This is a genomic window from Bacillus lumedeiriae (assembly GCF_044891285.1).
In the GTDB taxonomy this organism is placed as follows: domain Bacteria; phylum Bacillota; class Bacilli; order Bacillales; family Domibacillaceae; genus Pseudobacillus; species Pseudobacillus lumedeiriae.
Genome location: NZ_JAUIYO010000003.1, coordinates 200740 through 219884 on the forward strand (window position 1 = coordinate 200740; position 19145 = coordinate 219884).

The 19145-nt window shown below is 43.5% G+C and carries 18 protein-coding genes; 1 reads left to right on the forward strand and 17 read right to left on the reverse strand.

Annotated elements, in window-relative coordinates; genetic code table 11:
- Window positions 1-98: 98 nt before the first annotated feature.
- The 10 genes from QYG89_RS07200 to QYG89_RS07245 all read right to left on the reverse strand — a co-directional run bounded on the left by QYG89_RS07200 (window position 99) and on the right by QYG89_RS07245 (window position 11043).
- The gene (locus tag QYG89_RS07200) at window positions 99-446 is read right to left on the reverse strand and encodes a phage holin family protein (RefSeq protein ID WP_404316052.1); all 348 of its coding nucleotides are present in this window, start codon (window positions 444-446) and stop codon (window positions 99-101) included.
- 5 nt (window positions 447-451) lie between these two features.
- Window positions 452-1621 carry a DUF4097 family beta strand repeat-containing protein gene (locus QYG89_RS07205; protein WP_404316054.1) on the reverse strand — a complete coding sequence of 390 codons (1170 nt, stop codon included), beginning with the start codon at window positions 1619-1621 and terminating at the stop codon, window positions 452-454.
- 167 nt (window positions 1622-1788) lie between these two features.
- Window positions 1789-4641 carry an excinuclease ABC subunit UvrA gene (gene uvrA, locus QYG89_RS07210; protein WP_404316056.1) on the reverse strand — a complete coding sequence of 951 codons (2853 nt, stop codon included), beginning with the start codon at window positions 4639-4641 and terminating at the stop codon, window positions 1789-1791.
- 7 nt (window positions 4642-4648) lie between these two features.
- Window positions 4649-6628, reverse strand: coding sequence for an excinuclease ABC subunit UvrB (uvrB, locus tag QYG89_RS07215; protein ID WP_404316215.1), 1980 nt, complete (start codon window positions 6626-6628; stop codon window positions 4649-4651).
- Between the two features lie 293 nt (window positions 6629-6921).
- Window positions 6922-7704: a sulfite exporter TauE/SafE family protein gene (locus tag QYG89_RS07220; protein ID WP_404316058.1), complete on the reverse strand. Its 783-nt coding sequence runs from the start codon at window positions 7702-7704 to the stop codon at window positions 6922-6924.
- A gap of 162 nt (window positions 7705-7866) precedes the next feature.
- Window positions 7867-8127 carry a metal-sensitive transcriptional regulator gene (locus QYG89_RS07225; RefSeq protein ID WP_404316060.1) on the reverse strand — a complete coding sequence of 87 codons (261 nt, stop codon included), beginning with the start codon at window positions 8125-8127 and terminating at the stop codon, window positions 7867-7869.
- An 82-nt stretch (window positions 8128-8209) separates the two neighbouring features.
- Complete coding sequence (locus tag QYG89_RS07230) at window positions 8210-8440, reverse strand: glutaredoxin family protein (protein WP_404316062.1); 231 nt, start codon at window positions 8438-8440, stop codon at window positions 8210-8212.
- 15 nt (window positions 8441-8455) lie between these two features.
- Window positions 8456-9868, reverse strand: coding sequence for a rhodanese-like domain-containing protein (locus QYG89_RS07235; RefSeq protein ID WP_404316064.1), 1413 nt, complete (start codon window positions 9866-9868; stop codon window positions 8456-8458).
- Window positions 9869-10125: 257 nt separating this feature from the next.
- Window positions 10126-10359: a CsbA family protein gene (locus QYG89_RS07240; RefSeq protein WP_404316066.1), complete on the reverse strand. Its 234-nt coding sequence runs from the start codon at window positions 10357-10359 to the stop codon at window positions 10126-10128.
- Window positions 10360-10398: 39 nt separating this feature from the next.
- Window positions 10399-11043: a YfbR-like 5'-deoxynucleotidase gene (locus QYG89_RS07245; RefSeq protein ID WP_404316068.1), complete on the reverse strand. Its 645-nt coding sequence runs from the start codon at window positions 11041-11043 to the stop codon at window positions 10399-10401.
- Between the two features lie 135 nt (window positions 11044-11178).
- Here QYG89_RS07245 and QYG89_RS07250 point away from each other — a divergent pair, with 135 nt between their 5' ends.
- The gene (locus tag QYG89_RS07250; protein ID WP_404316070.1) at window positions 11179-12009 is read left to right on the forward strand and encodes an undecaprenyl-diphosphate phosphatase; all 831 of its coding nucleotides are present in this window, start codon (window positions 11179-11181) and stop codon (window positions 12007-12009) included.
- A 64-nt stretch (window positions 12010-12073) separates the two neighbouring features.
- Here QYG89_RS07250 and QYG89_RS07255 read toward each other — a convergent pair whose 3' ends face one another.
- The 7 genes from QYG89_RS07255 to QYG89_RS07285 form a co-directional block, all read right to left on the reverse strand.
- Window positions 12074-13417 (reverse strand): hemolysin family protein, encoded by a 1344-nt coding sequence (locus QYG89_RS07255; RefSeq protein WP_404316072.1) that lies wholly within the window; start codon window positions 13415-13417, stop codon window positions 12074-12076.
- Between the two features lie 397 nt (window positions 13418-13814).
- Window positions 13815-13997, reverse strand: a complete 183-nt coding sequence (locus QYG89_RS07260; RefSeq protein WP_404316074.1) for a hypothetical protein — start codon at window positions 13995-13997, stop codon at window positions 13815-13817.
- Between the two features lie 131 nt (window positions 13998-14128).
- A complete protein-coding gene (locus tag QYG89_RS07265) occupies window positions 14129-14680 on the reverse strand; it encodes a TVP38/TMEM64 family protein (protein ID WP_404316076.1) in 552 nt (183 codons plus the stop codon).
- Between the two features lie 54 nt (window positions 14681-14734).
- On the reverse strand, window positions 14735-15916 hold the full coding sequence (locus tag QYG89_RS07270) for a PDZ domain-containing protein (RefSeq protein WP_404316078.1): 1182 nt from the start codon (window positions 15914-15916) through the stop codon (window positions 14735-14737).
- Between the two features lie 451 nt (window positions 15917-16367).
- Window positions 16368-17822: a S41 family peptidase gene (locus QYG89_RS07275; protein ID WP_449727743.1), complete on the reverse strand. Its 1455-nt coding sequence runs from the start codon at window positions 17820-17822 to the stop codon at window positions 16368-16370.
- Window positions 17823-17950: 128 nt separating this feature from the next.
- Entirely contained in the window at window positions 17951-18532 is a 582-nt protein-coding gene (locus tag QYG89_RS07280) for a peroxiredoxin family protein (RefSeq protein WP_404316080.1), read from the reverse strand.
- Window positions 18525-19109, reverse strand: a complete 585-nt coding sequence (locus QYG89_RS07285; protein ID WP_404316082.1) for a hypothetical protein — start codon at window positions 19107-19109, stop codon at window positions 18525-18527. The genes QYG89_RS07280 and QYG89_RS07285 overlap by 8 nt, the downstream gene beginning before the upstream one ends.
- Window positions 19110-19145 lie beyond the last annotated feature (36 nt).

Consider the following 19145-nt stretch of genomic DNA (forward strand, 5'->3'; position numbering starts at 1 on the left):
TAATTGAAGCAAAAGATACGAGACTCTCTCCTATCAAGAATGAGACAGCCCTTAGTTCAAAAAAAAAGCGTCCTCAATATTCAGGACGCAAAAAACAGCTATTTTTTCTTGAAAATTGTCGCTTGTAAAATCAGGTTCACCACTGCCATAATAACCGCTATGAATAGGGCCATTCCAAAACTGGAGATGTCAAATGCAGATCCCATAATACTGTCTGTCAGAAGCAGCGTGATGGCATTAATAACAAACAAGAATAAGCCGAGCGTAAAAAATGTAATAGGCAGCGTAAAGAGGATAAGCAACGGCCGGACAATTATATTTAGAATCGACAATATAAAACTAGCGGCGACGGCCGATAAAAAACTATCGACTTTCAGCCCGGGGAAGTAACCGGAAATGGCAATAAATAACACAGCATTAATTAAAATGCCAGTCAGCCAATTCATCTGATTTATTCTCCCTCCACATCGGCCGGCATTGCGTTTTCTTCACCGCTGTTATTTTTGTGGAAAGAAGTCGTCTTGATAGAGACGGAGCCTGTTTTCGTCCCAGCTTCGATCGTCACTTGTGCCAGCTCCTCTTTTTCACTTTCAAAATGAACAATCTTCTGAACCATCTCTTCTTTTTCACCTGCTTTTTTTATGCCGGATTCAGGAAGATACAGCGAACCAAGATTCGTGCGCAATATGCCTTTCATCGTCATATGATCAGGCACATATATCTCAATATTTCCAGTCACAGCCTGTGCTTTCACTGTGTGGCAGACCTCTGATTTCAAGTCGCACAGAACGTTGCCGTTGAACGATTTAATATCTGTATAGCCGATGGAACCGACAACATGAACGGCACCATTGAATGAGCTTGCCTCCGCCTTCCTTCCTTCGCAATCAATCAAGTAAATTTGACCGTTGCCTGTTTCGCCTTCGAATTCGTTGATTTTTGATTGTTTGACTTCAATCTTTCCATTCGCCGTCTTTACTTCCAGCTCCTTCACTTCGAGACCGCGCATGCTAAACGATCCATTAAAGAGCTTCACAGACACCTCGTTGACCGCCTCTTCCGGCACATATAGAACCGTATCCACCTTCATAAGCTTCAGACCGACTGAGAATGAAAGCTTATTCTCCCGCGCATAGAAGACGCTGTTTTTAATAAATGATTCACGTGCTTCATCCTCGTTATCGGCCCCGTACATTTTTACGTAGCACTCAGCTTTTACACTATTGCCTTCCCATGGCTTTATCGTAAAGTTGCCGTTTGCCATCTCAACCTTAATGCGCTGCGGGGAAAAATCATTTTCTTGAAAAGTGTGCGAGAATTCCACCGTTTTTCCGAGCGGAAACTCGAAATCCTTTAATTTTTGCATAGTGGATTGAACAAATTGAAACAGCTTATCTTTCGGTTGATTAGGCGAAGTGCTTGAGTCGGTACTTTGCTTTTGTAAACTGCCGCTTAACTTTTGGCCGAAATTTACAAGTTCATCCAAAATATTCTCTCTCCGCTCTTTGCGGACATGTTGGTCTGGCTCCTTATTCAGAGCCTCCAATAACGTTAACCCTTCACTTGCTGAAATGATGCCCGCTTCTACCATTTCTAAAATTCTTTTTTTCTCCTCGTTCATTCCAGGCACTCCATTCATTGAAAAGTAACTTTCTGTCTACCTTTACGACAGGCTTTGTTAAACGCGCCTGTTGATTTCCGCCTTCCGCTGCAATCAACAAAGAGGCAGCATCAACAATTGTCATTCACATAGCCTTACGAAAAAGCAGGAAAAAAGTTTCAATCCTTTCAGCTGTTCACTGTCGTCTCTCTTTTCTTTTCACGCGCTAACACTTTATGCAAATAGTAACCAGTATATGACCCTTCTGCTTCGGCTGCCTCTTCTGGTGTACCAGTGACAACAATTGTGCCGCCCTTGTCCCCGCCTTCAGGTCCTAGGTCAACAATATAATCAGCCGTCTTAATAACGTCGAGATTATGCTCAATGACTAACACCGTGTCGCCATTTTCGACTAATCGCTGCAGTACCGTCAGCAGACGGGAAATATCATCTACATGCAAACCTGTTGTCGGCTCATCCAAAATATAAAACGAGCGGCCTGTTGAACGACGGTGAAGCTCAGAAGCAAGCTTTACGCGCTGGGCTTCACCGCCTGAGAGTGTCGTTGCCGGCTGCCCAAGCTTAATATAACCAAGACCGACATCGGCAATCGTCTGAAGCTTGCGCTTAATTTTAGGAATGTTTTCAAAAAACTCGAGTGCATCTTCGACTGTCATAGCGAGGACATCGGCAATATTTCTCCCTTTATACTTCACTTCTAACGTTTCGCGGTTATAGCGTTTGCCATGGCACACTTCACAAGGCACGTAGACATCAGGTAAAAAGTGCATTTCAATTTTAATAATTCCGTCTCCGCGGCATGCCTCACACCGGCCGCCTTTGACATTAAAACTGAACCGTCCTTTTTTGTAGCCGCGCACTTTCGCTTCATTTGTCGCAGCGTACACTTCCCGAATATCATCAAACACACCTGTATAAGTAGCCGGATTCGATCGGGGCGTCCGCCCGATAGGTGACTGATCAATATCGATCACTTTATCGAGGTGCTCAATCCCTTTCACACTCCCATGCTTTCCTGGTTTTTGCTTAGACCGGTTCAGTTTTTGCGCCAGTGTTTTATAAAGAATATCGTTGACTAACGTGCTTTTCCCCGAACCTGATACACCTGTCACTGCGGTAAACGTGCCGAGCGGAAATTTTACCTTTACATTGCGCAAGTTATTCTCTTTTGCTCCGGTTACTTCTATCCAGCGTCCGTCTGGCTTGCGGCGCTCTTTCGGCAGCGGGATAAATTTTTTCCCGGATAAATATTGACCGGTAAGTGAAGCGGGGTCATTCATCACTTCTTCTGGCGTGCCGGCTGAAACAATCTCGCCGCCATGTACCCCAGCACCCGGACCTACATCAATTAAATAGTCGGCTGCCATCATCGTATCTTCATCATGCTCGACGACGATTAATGTGTTGCCGATATCACGCATATTTTGCATCGTTTGAATCAGGCGGTCATTATCGCGCTGATGCAGGCCGATGGACGGTTCATCTAAAATATAAAGAACACCTGTCAGCCGCGAACCAATCTGAGTAGCAAGACGAATCCGCTGAGCTTCTCCGCCGGATAACGTTCCCGCCGAACGGCTAAGAGTTAAGTAATCAAGGCCCACATTCACTAAAAAGCCGAGACGCTCGCGGATTTCCCGCAAAATCAATTGAGCGATCTGCATTTCTTTTTCTGTTAATGATAAACCGCTAAAAAATTGTTCTGCTTCCTCAATGGAAAAGTTCGTTACTTCACTAATATGCAGCTCGTTCACTTTAACGGCTAAACTTTCTTTTCTGAGACGATAGCCTTTACACGTTGGGCATTTTTGCTTTCCCATATACTTTTCCATCTGTTCTCGAATGTATTCAGAACTTGTTTCCTGATAACGGCGCTCCACATTACTGATCACGCCTTCAAACAAGATATCATTTTCACGGATCTGTCCAAAATCATTCTCGTAACGGAAATGAATACGCTCCCGCCCAGATCCGTATAAAATTTTATCAAGCTGCTCTTGCGACAAGTCTTTTACCGGCACGTCCATGTTGATATTGTAATGGCGGCAGACAGACTCCAAAAGCTGCGGGTAATATTGCGAGCTCGCCGGTTCCCACGGAGCAATAGCATGCTCCTTTAAACTCAAGTCAGGATTTGGGATGACAAGATCAATATCTACTTTTAACTTCGAGCCGAGACCATCACACGTCGGACAAGCACCGTATGGGCTATTAAATGAAAACATGCGCGGCTCAAGCTTTTCGATTGAAAAGCCACAGTGCGGACAGGCATGGTGTTCAGAGAATAGCAGCTCTTCCTGTCCAATGACATCGATAATAACATTGCCTTCACCAAGCTTTAGGGCGGATTCAAGAGAATCAGCCAGCCTCGCCTCGATGCCCTCTTTCACAACAATACGGTCAATGACGACTTCAATCGAATGTTTTTTATTTTTGTCGAGTTCGATTTCCTCTTCTACATCCCGCATCTCTCCATCTACACGCATCCGAACATAGCCTTGCCTCTTAATATCTTCAAATACCTTCGCATGCGTGCCTTTGCGGCCGGAAACAACCGGAGAAAGCACTTGCAGCTTCGTCCGTTCTTCATACTGCATTAAGCGGTCCACCATCTGTTCAATCGTCTGTGACGCAATTTCAATGCCGTGCACAGGGCAGACAGGGCGGCCGACACGGGCAAATAATAAGCGGAGATAATCGTAAATTTCTGTCACCGTTCCGACCGTTGAACGCGGATTACGGCTCGTCGTCTTTTGATCAATAGAAATAGCCGGGGACAATCCTTCGATCGCATCGACATCCGGTTTATCCATTTGTCCGAGAAATTGACGGGCATAAGCAGATAGCGACTCTACATAGCGCCGCTGTCCTTCTGCATAAATCGTATCAAACGCAAGCGACGATTTCCCGGAGCCGGATAATCCCGTTACAACGACGAGCTGATCACGCGGAATCGTCACATCAATATTTTTTAAATTGTGCGCTCTTGCTCCTTTTACGATAATTTTATCTATTCCCATATCATAGTCATCCTTCCGATTTCAACTCTAGCAATGCGTCACGCAGCTCAGCCGCCCGTTCAAAATCAAGCGCTTTAGCAGCCTCTTTCATCTCACTTTCAAGGCTGGATGCCAGACGATTTCTTTCTTGAACATTCATCTTCTTCTTCGCAGCAGATACTTTGTAATTTTCCGTCTCTTCGGCCGCATGTGTCGCCCGAATGACATCGCGGATATCTTTTTGAATCGTTTGCGGCGTGATTCCATGTGCTTCATTATATTCCTGCTGAATGGTCCGGCGGCGCTTCGTTTCATCTAATGCCTTTGCCATTGAATCGGTGATTTTATCCGCATACATGATCACGTGGCCGCTGGCATTACGCGCTGCCCGGCCGATCGTCTGAATCAATGAACGTTCAGAACGAAGGAAGCCTTCTTTATCCGCATCCAAGATCGCTACAAGCGACACTTCAGGGATATCCAGCCCCTCCCTCAGCAAGTTAATGCCAACAAGCACATCATATTTGCCGAGACGAAGATCGCGGATAATCTCGATCCGCTCAAGTGTTTTAATTTCTGAATGAAGATACTGGATTTTCACACCGACCTCTTTTAAATAATCGGTTAAGTCTTCGGACATTTTCTTCGTTAACGTCGTAACAAGCACTCGCTCATTCCGAGCAGTCCGCTCATTAATTTCATCTAACAGGTCATCAATTTGTCCTTCAATCGGACGGACATCTATAGTCGGATCAAGCAGCCCCGTTGGACGTATAATTTGTTCTGTCATATGCGGGGTATGTTCTAGTTCGTATGGGCCCGGTGTAGCAGACACGTAGACAATCTGATGAACATGATCTTCGAATTCTTCAAATCTTAACGGCCGGTTATCTTTGGCGGATGGCAGGCGAAAACCATGATCGACGAGCACTTGTTTGCGCGCTTGGTCGCCGTTGAACATGCCGCGGATTTGTGGAAGCGTCACGTGAGACTCATCAACAACAATTAAAAAATCATCTGGAAAATAATCGAGAAGCGTATACGGTGTAGACCCCGGCGGCCGCAAGGTTAAATGCCGGGAATAGTTTTCAATGCCTGAGCAAAAGCCCATTTCCCGCATCATTTCCAAATCATAACGCGTTCGCTGCTCCAAGCGCTGTGCCTCCAGCAATTTATTTTCTTCACGTAAAATAGCCAGCTGTTCTTCCAGCTCCTTTTCAATATTTCCGATCGCGATTTTCATTTTTTCCTCACGTGTAACGAAGTGGGACGCCGGGAAAATAGCGACATGCTCACGATCCCCTAAAACTTCTCCAGTTAAAGCATCTACTTCACGAACCCGATCAATCTCATCTCCGAAAAACTCCACACGGATACAATGTTCATCGCGGGACGCCGGGAAAATTTCCACCACATCCCCACGGACCCGGAATGTTCCACGCTTGAAATCAATATCATTCCGCTCATACTGAACATCGACTAATTTACGAAGCAGCTCGTTGCGTTCAATTTCCATTCCAGTCCGTAAAGAAACAACAAGATCACGATATTCTTCCGGAGAACCTAAGCCGTAAATACAAGAAACACTAGCAATAATAATGACATCATTCCGCTCAAATAAAGACGATGTAGCCGAATGGCGAAGTTTATCAATTTCATCATTAATGCTCGCATCTTTTTCAATAAACGTATCTGTCTGGGGAACATATGCTTCCGGCTGGTAATAATCGTAATAACTGACAAAGTACTCAACCGCATTGTTCGGAAAAAACTCTTTAAATTCGCTGTACAGCTGGCCGGCGAGCGTCTTATTATGGGCGATGACAAGTGTCGGTTTGTTTACTTCTTTAATAACGTTAGACACAGTAAACGTTTTACCTGTTCCTGTCGCCCCAAGCAGTGTCTGATGTTTCTTCCCTTCTTTAATTCCAGAAACGAGCTCAGCGATCGCCTTTGGCTGATCCCCCTGCGGACTATATTTCGAGACAATTTCAAATTCGTTTTTCACCATCCAACCCCCTGGTCTTCTTACAAATATACTTACTCTTTCACCGATGAACGTTCCTGTTAAAGCTTGTTCCGATTTCCAATGTTAGTAATCATAGTTCCCATTTTAGCATAATTAAAACGCTGATGGCTATTAATAAACGCACGTATGTTCTGCTTGATTTCCATAAAAAAAACCAATCCGGTGATCGGAAAGGTTTTTTCTATTCCCCTGTTTATTTCTGCTGAAGGTACTCTCTTTCTGCTCCAATCAGCGAAGCAGCGGATTCAACAATCATCATTAACATAGCCTTTCTACAAAATATCGAGCCAAATTTTAATGGCTGTTGCGGTAATCAAAATGATTAACAGCCATTGCAGCCACTTCGTATTCATTTTCTGTCCAACTTTTGCACCGAGAGGGGAAGCAATCAAACTGGCAATGACGGCAATGAGTGCTGGAAGCCACAGCACTTGCCCCGTTAGGAGCTTTCCTCCCGCTGAACCGATTGAGGAGAGAAACGTAATCGCTAAAGAACTAGCAATCGTCATTCTCGTAGGGATTTTTAAAACAGTGAGCATGATTGGCACGAGCAGGAAAGCCCCTCCTGCTCCAACAACTCCTGCTCCAACACCAACGAGGAAAGCAAGTATAGCAGCGAGCCATTTATTAAATGAAACATTTTCAGCCGACCGGGAATCGATGCCTTTCTTCGGCAAAAACATCATCATCACTGCCAAAGCAGCTAAAATGCCATATATGACATTCACCATCGTCTCTTCCATGCTGCTAGAGAAGAACCCTCCTAAAAAGCTTCCCGCTAATACAGCAACACCCATATATCCAATTAATGTTTTGTTTAAGTAATCGCTTTTCCGGTAGGCCCATACACCGGCAATCGTAGAAAAAAACACTTGAATGGCTGTCACACCAGCCACTTCATGAGGGCTAAAAGCGACAAACCCAAGCAGTGGAGGGATATATAAAAACAGCGGATAATTAATAATCGCACCGCCGACTCCGACCATTCCCGATAAGAATGATCCAGCGAACGCGATTAAAAAAATGGCTGCTATCCATCCTATCGACCAATCCATCGGCTTCTCCTCTCCTTTCCTATTTCTCTATCTTCTACTACTTGATCGCTCATATCAAACCCCTTTAACAAGCATTCTATTTTTAATAATGACCTGAGCAGTAAAACACATATATAACACATGACCATTTTTACTAGCAGGGGTATATTTCTTTTCAAAAAATTAACGGCTCTTCACTAAAAGATTCACCGCTTCTTTCACAAGGATATCTGTCTGCTCTCCTTGTTCAATATGATCGCGAAGGCACTTCTCCAAATTTTGGCTGACTACAAGTCCCATCGTTCGGCTGACAGCGCTTTGGACTGCACTTAGCTGTGTAACGACAGCTGCACATTCTACTTCCTCTTCCATCATCCGCAGCACACCGCGCACTTGACCCTCGATACGTTTTAGGCGATTTTGTAACTCTTTTTCATACTTCACAAATAACCACCTCCGTAAGTGATGAAAAAGAGGCTGACTCAAAAGGGCATGATGCTTTGTTTTTGAGCCAGCCTTCTAGTCATTATTTAAGCAGCTTCATGACGGCATCAGGATCATATCCAAGCACCCATTGGCCATTAATTTCCGTCTGCGGCACTCCCATTTGGCCGGTTGTTTCTACGAGACGCTGTGCTGCTTCCCGATCCTGTTGAACATTTACCTCTGTAAAAGGAACATTTTTCTCCTGTAAAAAATTCTTCATCATTGTGCAATATGGGCATGTATTTGTTGAGTACACCGTTACTTTATTCATGTTTATTCCTCCTTGTTATGAATACACAATTTCTCCGTTTGCTTTCTTCCAGCTGGCAAAGCCGCCTTCTGCGTTTTCAATGTTTTTGAACCCTTTCGCCTGCAGCAAGCTTGTGCCGATCGCAGAGCGGGCACCAGATTGGCAATGGACAATAATTTTTTTATCCTGTGGCAGGTGAGCTATTGCCTCTTCTAAATAACCAAGCATATGATGATGGGCAGTTGGCAGGCGGCCCGCCTCCCACTCCTGCTGCTGACGGATATCAATGACGTACACATCATCCTTATCATATTGAGCTTTTAACTGTTCGACGTCAATATTTGTATACTTCTCAAGCGTTTCCACTTCACTGATCACAGCCGGGCTCGCAAAAGAAACAATTTTGTCAAGACCAATAGATTGGAGAGACTTCTGAATCTCTATCTGCCGTTCTTTCTCCGCAATAATAACTAGTTGTTTATCATAATCGAGAATCCAGCCTGCCCAATTCGTGAAAATTTTTGTGTAAGGCAAATTGATCGTGCCTTCAATATGGCCATCAGCAAAGTCATGGCCGTTTCTCGTGTCAATCACGATGACGTCCTCTTGATTCAAATACTTTTCCAGTCCGCTTAAATGTTCCACGTAAGGAATCGATTCATTCGTCAGCACACTCGGTCCGATTTTATTCACTTTCTTCATCATCGCAAAGTATTTCGGCGGTTCCGGCTGATCTTTCAACAGTTCTTTTTGGAATTGCTCTTTGTTCGTTTCTTTCAACGCCCAGTTGTTTGCTTTTTCATAGCCAACAGTTGATAACGGGACGGCTCCGAGGGATTTTCCGCATGCACTGCCCGCCCCATGACCTGGCCAAACGACTAAATAATCCGGCAGCTGCTTGAACTTTTGAATCGAGTCATACATTTGTGCAGCTCCTGTATCGGCTGTTCCTTTTACCCCCGCTGCTTTCTCTAATAAATCTGGACGGCCGACATCACCGACAAAGACAAAGTCTCCTGTGAAAATACCCATCGGTGCGACGGAACCGCCGCCGCGATCCGTTAAGATAAAAGAAATACTTTCTGGTGTATGTCCCGGTGTATGCATTACTTTAAATTCCACATTTCCAACCATGAAAACATCGCCGTCTTTCACAAGGTCGGCAGAAAGTTGATCGACATACTGATATTTCCAATTCTCGTCTCCCTCATCCGACAAATATAATGTCGCTTCGTAATCATTCGCCAGCTGACGCGCCCCTGAGACGAAATCAGCATGAATGTGCGTTTCGGCTGCCGCTGTCAAACGAAAACCTTCTTTTTTCGCTGTTTCCACATAAGGTGTAATATCACGTGCCGGGTCGATCACAATCGCTTCTCCTGTTTTCTGACAAGCTACCATATAAGAATATTGAGCTAATTTTTCATCGAAATAAGAACGAAAAAACATAAATCGTTTCCTCCTTTTACCCTGTGGGGTATAAATGATTTAAACTTATAATACCCCATACCCTATTTAAAATCAAGCAGAAATTTTTATACACTAGTATCGTTCACTACTTTGGATAAGTTATCCACTTTTCCACCACATTGCTGGATACTTTAAACAAGTTATCCACAAAAAAATCCCGTCTGCCGTTAACCGGCAAACGGGATCTATCGTATCCAGCTGCAGAGGCTGCTGAACAATAGCCGTTCATTTCTTTTTTATGGACTTGATTTTTGTCTTTTCATCATTCCGCTAGACAACCAGAAACCGATCGTTAATGAAGCAGCATCGATAATAATGAGCGGCCATGTGTGGGTATACCCTTTATAGGCGGAGGCTGCGATTAAAGCAACGGTCAAACCGAGTCCTAGATAACGATTAAATGTCACTCTTGTAAAAAAGACGACGAGAAAACCGGGCAAGACCATTGCCATGATGAGTTTGTCTATCATATTCTCACTCCCAGCAAGAAGCTTTTTTCAAAAGAGATCTCACTTATCTTCATACTTTTGCACGATCATGTCCGTCATATAATTGAGCTCGTTGTATGGAATAAACTCTTCAGAGAGCATGTCCGGCAAAATATTTTTAATAAAATACTGCACACAGTTTAAATCGGAGAATTCCATAATCGTAGTCAATGCTTCCTTATATATTTCTAGAAATAACGGCTCTGGATTACGCTTTAAAATTTCCCCAAATGATTCGTAAAGCAGATCGATTTTGTCCGCTACCGATAAAATCCTTCCTTCCAGCGTGTCGTCTTTTCCTTCTTTAAAACGCTCAACGTAAATGCCTTGCAGCTCTTTGGGAAATTCCTGTTCCACAAACTTCTTCGCCATTTGCTCCTCCACCTGCGAGAACAAGTCTGTTAATTCGGTTGTCGCATATTTAACCGGTGTTTTAATATCACCTGTAAATAATTCCGCATAATCGTGGTTGAGCGCCTTTTCGTACAGGGCCCGCCAATTGACGTCTGCACCTTGTAACTCTTCAATTGTTCCCAAAAACTGAGCGATTTTTGTCACTTTAAATGAATGAGCAGCCACCGTATGCGACTGGTATTTAAACTTTCCCGGCAGCCTAAATAAATGTTCCAAATCAGATAAACTTTTAAAATAGTTATGTATTCCCATAAACTAGTCACTTCCTTTCATTTATAATAATAAATAGTAAAAAGTAATGGTATTTCTACGTTAAACTAGACATATTTTCATTGTAGCCATACAATCGTTAAGTGGCTATCTATTTTATTTTTTTGAGGTGACAAAATGAATTGGTGGGAATTATTCGTTGCTTTTATTCTTGGACTTGTAGAAGGAGCCACTGAATTTGCGCCTGTTTCTTCTACAGGACATATGATTATTGTGGATGACCTTTTATTAAAATCAAAAGAGTTATTTTCAGCACCAGTAGCTAATAGCTTTAAAATTGTGATTCAACTCGGCTCTATTTTGGCAGTGGTCGTTGTTTTTAAAGACCGTATTATCAATCTCCTCGGCTTACAAAGAGGAAAAGCGGCATCATATCAAGCTGGCCCGCGCTTAACACTCGTTCATGTGTTCATCGGGCTGCTTCCAGCTGTCGTACTTGGCTTTTTATTCGAGGATTATATTGACGAGCATTTATTTACCATTAATACTGTATTGATTGGTCTTGTAGCGGGGGCCATCCTTATGCTTGCAGCCGACTGGTTTGCTCCTGGACAAGTAAAAGCGGAAACCGTTGATGATGTGACATATAAACAAGCCTTTCTTATCGGTTTGTTTCAGTGTATCGCCCTGTGGCCTGGTTTTTCCCGTTCCGGTTCTACCATTTCTGGAGGTGTGCTGCTTGGCATGAGCCATCGGGCAGCAGCAGACTTTACATTTATCATGGCTATGCCGATCATGGCAGGAGCAAGTGCCTTGTCGCTGATTAAAAACTGGGAGTACTTTACTCTCGATGCTCTTCCCTTTTTTATTGCCGGCTTCATTAGCGCCTTTATCTTCGCTCTAGTGTCCATCCGCTTCTTCCTAGCTCTTATTAATAAAATCAAACTAACTCCTTTTGCTATCTATCGAATCGTGTTAGCAGCGATTATCTATTTTGTATTTTTATAAAGAGCGGCGCGCATAAAGCATGTAGAAAGAAAATCAAAAAAAAGCCTGATCCGTACAATGCGGATCAGGCTTCTTCTATAGCTTCTATTTCTCCAACCGCTGGTGAAACGGCGGGGGCTTCTTTTGTTACTTCAATAAACTTGATATGGTAGCCGTCTAGTTCAATGACTTTAAATGTACAGCCATCCCGTTCGATCGTATCGCCTTCCTGAACTTCGAACTTTTCAGTTAAAATCCAGCCGCCGACCGTATCAACGTCTTCTTCATCAATGTCCAGACCGAATAAATCATTCACTTCACTGATTAATACTTTTCCATCGAGAATCATTTGCTGATCGTTGACTCTCTTAATCATCGGCGTTTCATCCTGGTCAAATTCATCACGGATTTCACCGACGATTTCTTCAAGAATATCCTCTGTTGTAACGAGTCCAGCTGTTCCGCCGTATTCATCAATCAAAATTGCCATTTGAATGCGTTCTTTCTGCATTTTTACGAGCAGGTCGTGAATGGCAATCGATTCAATCACTTGAATCACAGGACGAATGTAATGATCAATCGTCAAGGTCTTTTTCTTCTCATCCCTGATATAATCGGTCAGCACTTCCTTCATGTTGACCATACCAATGATTCGGTCTTTATCGCCATCAGCAATCGGATAACGAGTATAGTTTTCCTCCATGGCGGTGACGATACATTGCTCTACTGTTTGTGACTTGTCGAAAGCTGTCACTTCGGTACGCGGAACCATAATTTCTTTTGCCAGCCGGTCATCAAATTCAAAAATATTATTCACATACTTGTATTCTGACTGGTTAATTTCTCCGCTTTTCAAACTTTCCGATAAAATCATACGTAACTCTTCTTCTGTATGCGCCATTTCGTTTTCCGAAACAGGCTTGAAACCGAATAATCTGATGATGAGTCTAGATGATCCATTTAGCGTTTTAATAAACGGATACATCAGGCGGTAAAAAATAATCATTGGTTTGGCAAACAACAAAGTGATCTCTTCAGCTTTTTGAATCGCCACTGTTTTCGGCGCTAATTCACCAACTACAACGTGCAAAAAAGTAATGGTAGAAAAAGCGATTATAAATGACAAAACACTAGTCAGGGAATCTGACAAATTCAACTGAACAAACAGCGGATTCAACAAACGTACAACCGTCGGTTCACCGAGCCATCCAAGACCAAGAGCCGTCACTGTAATCCCTAATTGACATGCCGATAAGTATTCATCAAGATTCGAAATGACCTTCTTCGCAGCTTCTGTATTGGCACGCCCTTCTGCTGCCAGCTGATCGATCCTTGTGCTTCTAACCTTTACAATTGCAAATTCGGTTGCTACAAAGAAACCGGTTAAAGCAATTAAAAAGGCAACCATGATTAAGTTTAATATGTCCAAATGAGCTCCTTACGGCGAACGTTGTGCCGCAAGGAATTACACCTCCGTTAAATTAAAATGAATATCTCTATTCAACCGTCCTTTTTCTCGTGCGCTGAGGCTTGATCCGGCCTGTTTGCGTACAAAAAGCAGACTGATGAAATAAGTCCATAAACCAACGATCACTGCCTGCAAACATTCTTATATTTTTTTCTATTGCCTTCCCAACATCCTCACCTCACTTATATACATACTTCTACTTTAAAACACCGGACTTTTTCAGTCAATATTTAGAAAGCAAAATATCAGAAAACACGGACTCTTTTATAAAAAATTTTATCTATAAGCTAAAAAAATACTTACCGTAATGAAAGAAGGGGTGCCCCGAAAGCAAAGCTTTCAGAACCCCCCTTGATATTTACTGCATAGTTGTTCCCATTGTTGATTGGGTATTTTGGTTATTTGTTCCCTGGCTGCCGACGGCAGATAGCTGCGGGAGCATATTTTGAAGCTGTCCGCCACGTCCTGTCATCATACTGTAAGCAGCCGCACCAATACCAATTGAAGCGATAATAGGCAGCACTTGAATGTTCGTTTTCATTGCATATTCACCCACTTTGAATAAATTGCTCCTCTTGAGCATCTATAGGTTTTGCCATTTCTTTCGGAAACAATCAAGTAGTTTTTGACATGGGAATACCTGTATCAGACAACCGCAGTGACAAGTATTTCTTAATGATTTTTTCTTTTCCAATATGTATAGATCATAAAGCAAGACATAAGAGCAAAAAGAATGAAAAGCTGCCATTCGACAGTTAAATCAAATATTCGCTCCACTGAGTATGCCTCGATGAACAACGAAGGAATTTTTCCTGCTGTACTCGCTATACTAAAGGTAAACAGCCCCATCTTACTAAAAGCAGCTGTCAGCGTGACCGCACCGGAAGGAACAAAAGGCAAAACCCTTAAAAAAATCACAAGAAAAACCGCTTCTATTCCTTTTGTATTCTGTAGTTTATTTAAGAATTTGTTTTCCAGCTTCATATGAGAAGTAAACTTTTTAAGACCTTTTCGGTATAGAATAAAGCTGACTACAGCCCCTGCTGCTTCACCAATAATTGATATAAGCAGACCCGTTTGGAAGCCAAAAAGGGCAATGTTTGCCGCTGTAATAAAGGCGCTCGGAAGCACACCTGAAATGGCTATTACAATATTTAGAGTAACACTCAGTAAAAATGCGGGAATCGGATGAGCTGGCAGCCATTGAATCAAAGCATTCTCCACTTTTCTATTCCTTTCCGGATAAAGAGTATTTTCCGGTTCACGATGAAAGCCATGTTACTTTTCTACCGAGACAAATTCCTTTTCTTCCTCGACTAAAATCAAGCCAAGTTCATAATGCTGCCCTTCGTAAAGCGACCCTTGCGCAAAACGAATTTGACCATTGACGTCAACGACTTCAAGTTTACAGTAAGCGGCATTTTTTTGTAATGCTTCATAAAACTCGCTTTCGTTGTTTACTTCCATGCCATTTACTTTGTAAATAATTTCACCAATTTTCAAATCCATTTTTTTTGCCGGTGTATGCGGCAAAATACCAAGAATCATAATCCCTTTTGGCTGCGGTGTAAAGAAATAATGGCGGTTCTTTTCATAGGCGTAGTGCCGCCAGGAAATCCAGATACGGCTTACAATAGCAAACACCGCACTTACTATAGCAAGAAGCGGCAGCCAGTAAGCAGCCACAGCAAGCAGCATTGTAATGACGCCAATGGTGATAATGTTTTTTCCAGTTGCTTTCACAGCGAGCTCTGGCAGCGTACTTTTAATTAATTGGGCAAAACCAACTAAAAAAGGAAACCAAATAAACGAGTACGTCTCCGAACCGATAGATATAACCGGCCACCATGACCACGGAGAAGCAAGTTCACCTGCCGGCAGTACTAGAAATACTGGAACGAGCCATAAGCGCTGGGCGAATTGAACCCCTACACTTAATCCGCGCGGGCTTCGTACGAGACGCGGCGAAGTTCCTTGCCAGCCTCGTTTGAAAATAAGCAAACCTTCAGTGATTAAGAGCAAAGCTAAAATGATGGCCATCGTCATAATGATCTTTCCGAGCTCCAACCCGTCATACGGGATCAATGGACGGCCTATTTTTTCGAATATAACGAAGATCAATAAAGCAAGCCCGATCGTCCATGCAGGAGAAAGTAGACGAAAGCCTCCTGCACTTAAAATAATCGTAATCGCAGCGATAAAATTCAACAGCTCAAGCGGAAGCGTTAAGCCGGAAACGATAGCTGCGATCGACAACAGCAGCCCAAGCAATAAGCTGGAAGGCAATATGAAGCGAATTTCTTGATAAATATCATACACCCGTGTGTGGAAATCCTTTCGTTCTCTCGTTACCCGAAACATACCGACGACAAAAGCGAGTAAAAATGAAAAATAAAAGATTGGGTGAATGAATAATCTTCCGAAGCCAGTGAGCAGCTCCAACAACCATTCTTGTAACACGGCGTTCCCCACCTTACATTCCTTGCATTCTATGGATATTGTACCAAAAAAAACGGCTGCGCGTGAGTATATCACAGCAGATTATCAATCAAGATGCTTTCAATAGCCGTTTATTTAACAAAAATAGCCATCTCCAAGACATGGAGACAGCTATTGATTGATTTTCAATTGTATCGGCGGGCACTCTGCGCTTTTGTTCTCATCCAGCTCCGAGCACCATCGGCTCGAGGTCATAAGCCGTTCCAGCAAGAAGGCTGCAGGGCGGCCTTCCCGCCGGCCCGCCTTATGCTTGTCGCCGATCAGCAGGCACTCTGCGCTTTTGTTCTCATCCAGCTCCGAGCGCCATCGGCTCGAGGTCATAAGTCGTTCCAGCAAGAAGGCTGCAGGGCGGCCTTCCCGCCGGCTCGCCTTATGCTTGTCGCCGATAGGCAGGCACTCTGCGCTTTTGTTTCTACTTATCTAAGTTTCTTATATAGGCTAAGGCTGCTTGCATTTGAAGGTCGTTTTTCTCTTTTTTCATTTCTTCTATCCATTTTTGCTCTAGCCTGCTTGCTGTTTGTTTGTCAATGGTTCCTGTTTCTTTGATGCCTGTTTGGATTTGGAAAGCTCGGACAGCTTTTTCTGTTTCGGTGCTGAAGTAACCGTCGGTTCGTCCTGGAGCGTAGCCGAGACCGTCAAGCATCGTTTGGGCGCTTCTGACGCTGTCATTATTCATTTCACGGGTGAGCGGCTGATTCACTTGAAGGGGATGGGCATAAAAATAATCCGGCTGCCTCACTTCAATATCAGGTCTAATGCCTTTGCCATGAATCCAATTGCCATTTGGCGTCAGCCATTTATGAGTAGTCAGCTTCAAGTTACTTCCATCTCCAAGCGGCACTGGCTGCTGTACCGTTCCTTTGCCAAAACTCTTCTCACCGATAATCGGATACCCCTCCGCTTCTTTCAGTGCACCTGCCAGTATTTCAGATGCGGAAGCACTTCCTTCATCTGTAAGCACAGCAATCGGATAGGGCTTCACTTTTTTCTTTTCTGAGAAATACGGCAATTTCCGTCCGGTCTTTTCTTCAATCTGCATGTAAGGCTTATTTTCAGTGACGAATACTTTCAATATTTCCTCCACACTCGTTAAAAAGCCGCCCGGATTTCCACGTACATCAATGATCAGCCCGTCCAGTTCTTTCTTCTCAATCTTTTTCAATTTCTCTTTAAAGTCTTTGGCTGTATCTTCCGAAAAAGAAGTGATTTCAATCACTCCCACTCGTTTGTCCTGCTTCACTTTTGTTTTTGCGAATACCGTTTCAATCGGAATATTATCGCGCTTCACTTTCACATCAAGCGGCTTTGTCATACCCGGACGGATAATGCCGATCGTAACTGTTGTGCCCTTTTTACCGCGGATTTTCTTTGTCGCTTCGTAAATCGTCAAGCCGCTTACTGACTGCCCATCAATCTCAACGATTTGATCTTTCGGCTTCAAGCCGGCTTTTTCCGCTGGTGAGTCTTTAAATGGAGCGACAATCGTCAGCTTTCCCTCCACAACCGTAATTTCTGCGCCAATGCCTTCAAAGGAAGAGTCAAGAGAATCTTCGAACTGCTTCACTGTTTCAGCATCCATATAGACGGAATAGGGATCTTTCAAAGAGCCGATCATTCCATCAATCGCCCCCTCTATCAATTCCGTACGATCCACTTTCTCAACATATTGATCAGCAATGACTTCATAGGCCGTCTGTACTTTATGGAGCTCGTCCGGCAGGCCTTCCGATGTCGCCTGTCCCTGTCCGCTTTCCCGCGGCTGGACTGTATGTTCTTTCTCATTAAGCACCGTTAAGCTCCCATACATTCCTCCAGCTCCCGTAATAAAAGAAGATACGATCAGCACTGCTATCCATTTTCTCTTCACCATTCCGCCCCCTCCAAATTGGAAAGCTAAAAAAGCTGTCCAGCTCACTACCACACGGACAGCTCCCTTCTTTTACACTATGAAATGAGGGGACAAGTTATGATCAGATGGAAAGATTTACACTCCACTTATTTGAGTTCGCTCACCAGTTCACGCATCATTTGTTCGTCCATTGGACCGATGATTTTTTGATGGATGGTGCCATCTGTATTAAGGATATAAGTAGTTGGAATAGTAGCGATTTGGTATCGCTGGCCAATAGTTCCGTCCTCATCAAGCGGGATAGGAAAAGTTAAACCGTATTGCTCTGCGAATTTAGCTACCTCTTCTTTTCCTCTATCCTCACTCGTCAAATTCACTGCTAGAATTTCTACATTGCCTTTTTCTGCTTCTTTTTCATAAAAGCTTTGCATATGGGGCATTTCAGCTTTACAAGGCGGGCACCACGTCGCCCAGAAATTTAAAATGACTTTTTTTCCTTGATAATCTGACAGGGAGACTTCCTTTCCTTCTAATGTCCGCAAAGTGAAATCCGGCGCCCGGCTGCCAAGGCCAAGACCGTTTTCTTCCCCTGAAACCACTTCTTGATCGACGACTTTCATTCCCGGATTTTCAATTTCCGTTATTTCCTGTCGATCTTTCACAATATTTACGATCGCAATGCCCGCGAGCAGCATAAGCAAAGCAACGCCAAGCCATTTCTTATTCAATGGGTTCCCTCCTCATCATGAAAGTGAAAAACAAGGCCGTTCCTATGTAAAGCAGGCCACTGTTGGAGAATAATTCAGCGGTCCATGACTCAAACAACAGCTGCCATAACGTAAACAGCCAAATCACTCCTCGAACTTCCTGAAGCGGCCTGACAAGCAGCACGAGTCCCCCTGCCAGCTGAATAAATGCTGTCCCCCCTGCCTGTCCAGTGAGTAAAGGGAGGATAATTTCAAAAGAGACAACGATCAGCATCCATATCCATGCAGCTTGTGTTCGCCTTTCCAGAGGGCATTTCCATAGAGTGTATCCATAAACAAAAAATATTCCAAGCCAAATCCCCTTCCAGCCGCCGTTAAAATACAAGAGTGACAAAGGTGCCTGCTTTACGAGCGAAAAACTAAATAAAACTATACTCAATTTCCATATAACAATAAAAATCAGGACCGCATTTTCATAAAAATGTAAAAACAACTTGTCCTTTTTAAACCAAAGAACACCTGCTGCAATGATAAAAGCAGCAAGAACGGCAAGCTGAACAGCCGGTATCGTCAGAGATCCTATCGTAAACCAATTCACTTCATTCTATTCCTTTACCCCCAAAATAGTAGCCGC

Excerpts from the sequence above, each read along its gene's own strand:
- QYG89_RS07235 (WP_404316064.1), bottom strand. The coding sequence starts at position 9,868 with ATGTTTTTTCGTTCTTATTTCGATGAAAAATTAGCTCAATATTCTTAT.
- uvrA (WP_404316056.1), bottom strand. The coding sequence starts at position 4,641 with ATGGGAATAGATAAAATTATCGTAAAAGGAGCAAGAGCGCACAATTTA.
- QYG89_RS07245 (WP_404316068.1), bottom strand. The coding sequence starts at position 11,043 with ATGGGAATACATAACTATTTTAAAAGTTTATCTGATTTGGAACATTTA.
- QYG89_RS07260 (WP_404316074.1), bottom strand. The coding sequence starts at position 13,997 with ATGAAAACGAACATTCAAGTGCTGCCTATTATCGCTTCAATTGGTATT.
- QYG89_RS07250 (WP_404316070.1), top strand. The coding sequence starts at position 11,179 with ATGAATTGGTGGGAATTATTCGTTGCTTTTATTCTTGGACTTGTAGAA.
- QYG89_RS07220 (WP_404316058.1), bottom strand. The coding sequence starts at position 7,704 with ATGGATTGGTCGATAGGATGGATAGCAGCCATTTTTTTAATCGCGTTC.
- QYG89_RS07205 (WP_404316054.1), bottom strand. The coding sequence starts at position 1,621 with ATGAACGAGGAGAAAAAAAGAATTTTAGAAATGGTAGAAGCGGGCATC.
- QYG89_RS07240 (WP_404316066.1), bottom strand. The coding sequence starts at position 10,359 with ATGATAGACAAACTCATCATGGCAATGGTCTTGCCCGGTTTTCTCGTC.
- QYG89_RS07200 (WP_404316052.1), bottom strand. The coding sequence starts at position 446 with ATGAATTGGCTGACTGGCATTTTAATTAATGCTGTGTTATTTATTGCC.
- QYG89_RS07230 (WP_404316062.1), bottom strand. The coding sequence starts at position 8,440 with ATGAATAAAGTAACGGTGTACTCAACAAATACATGCCCATATTGCACA.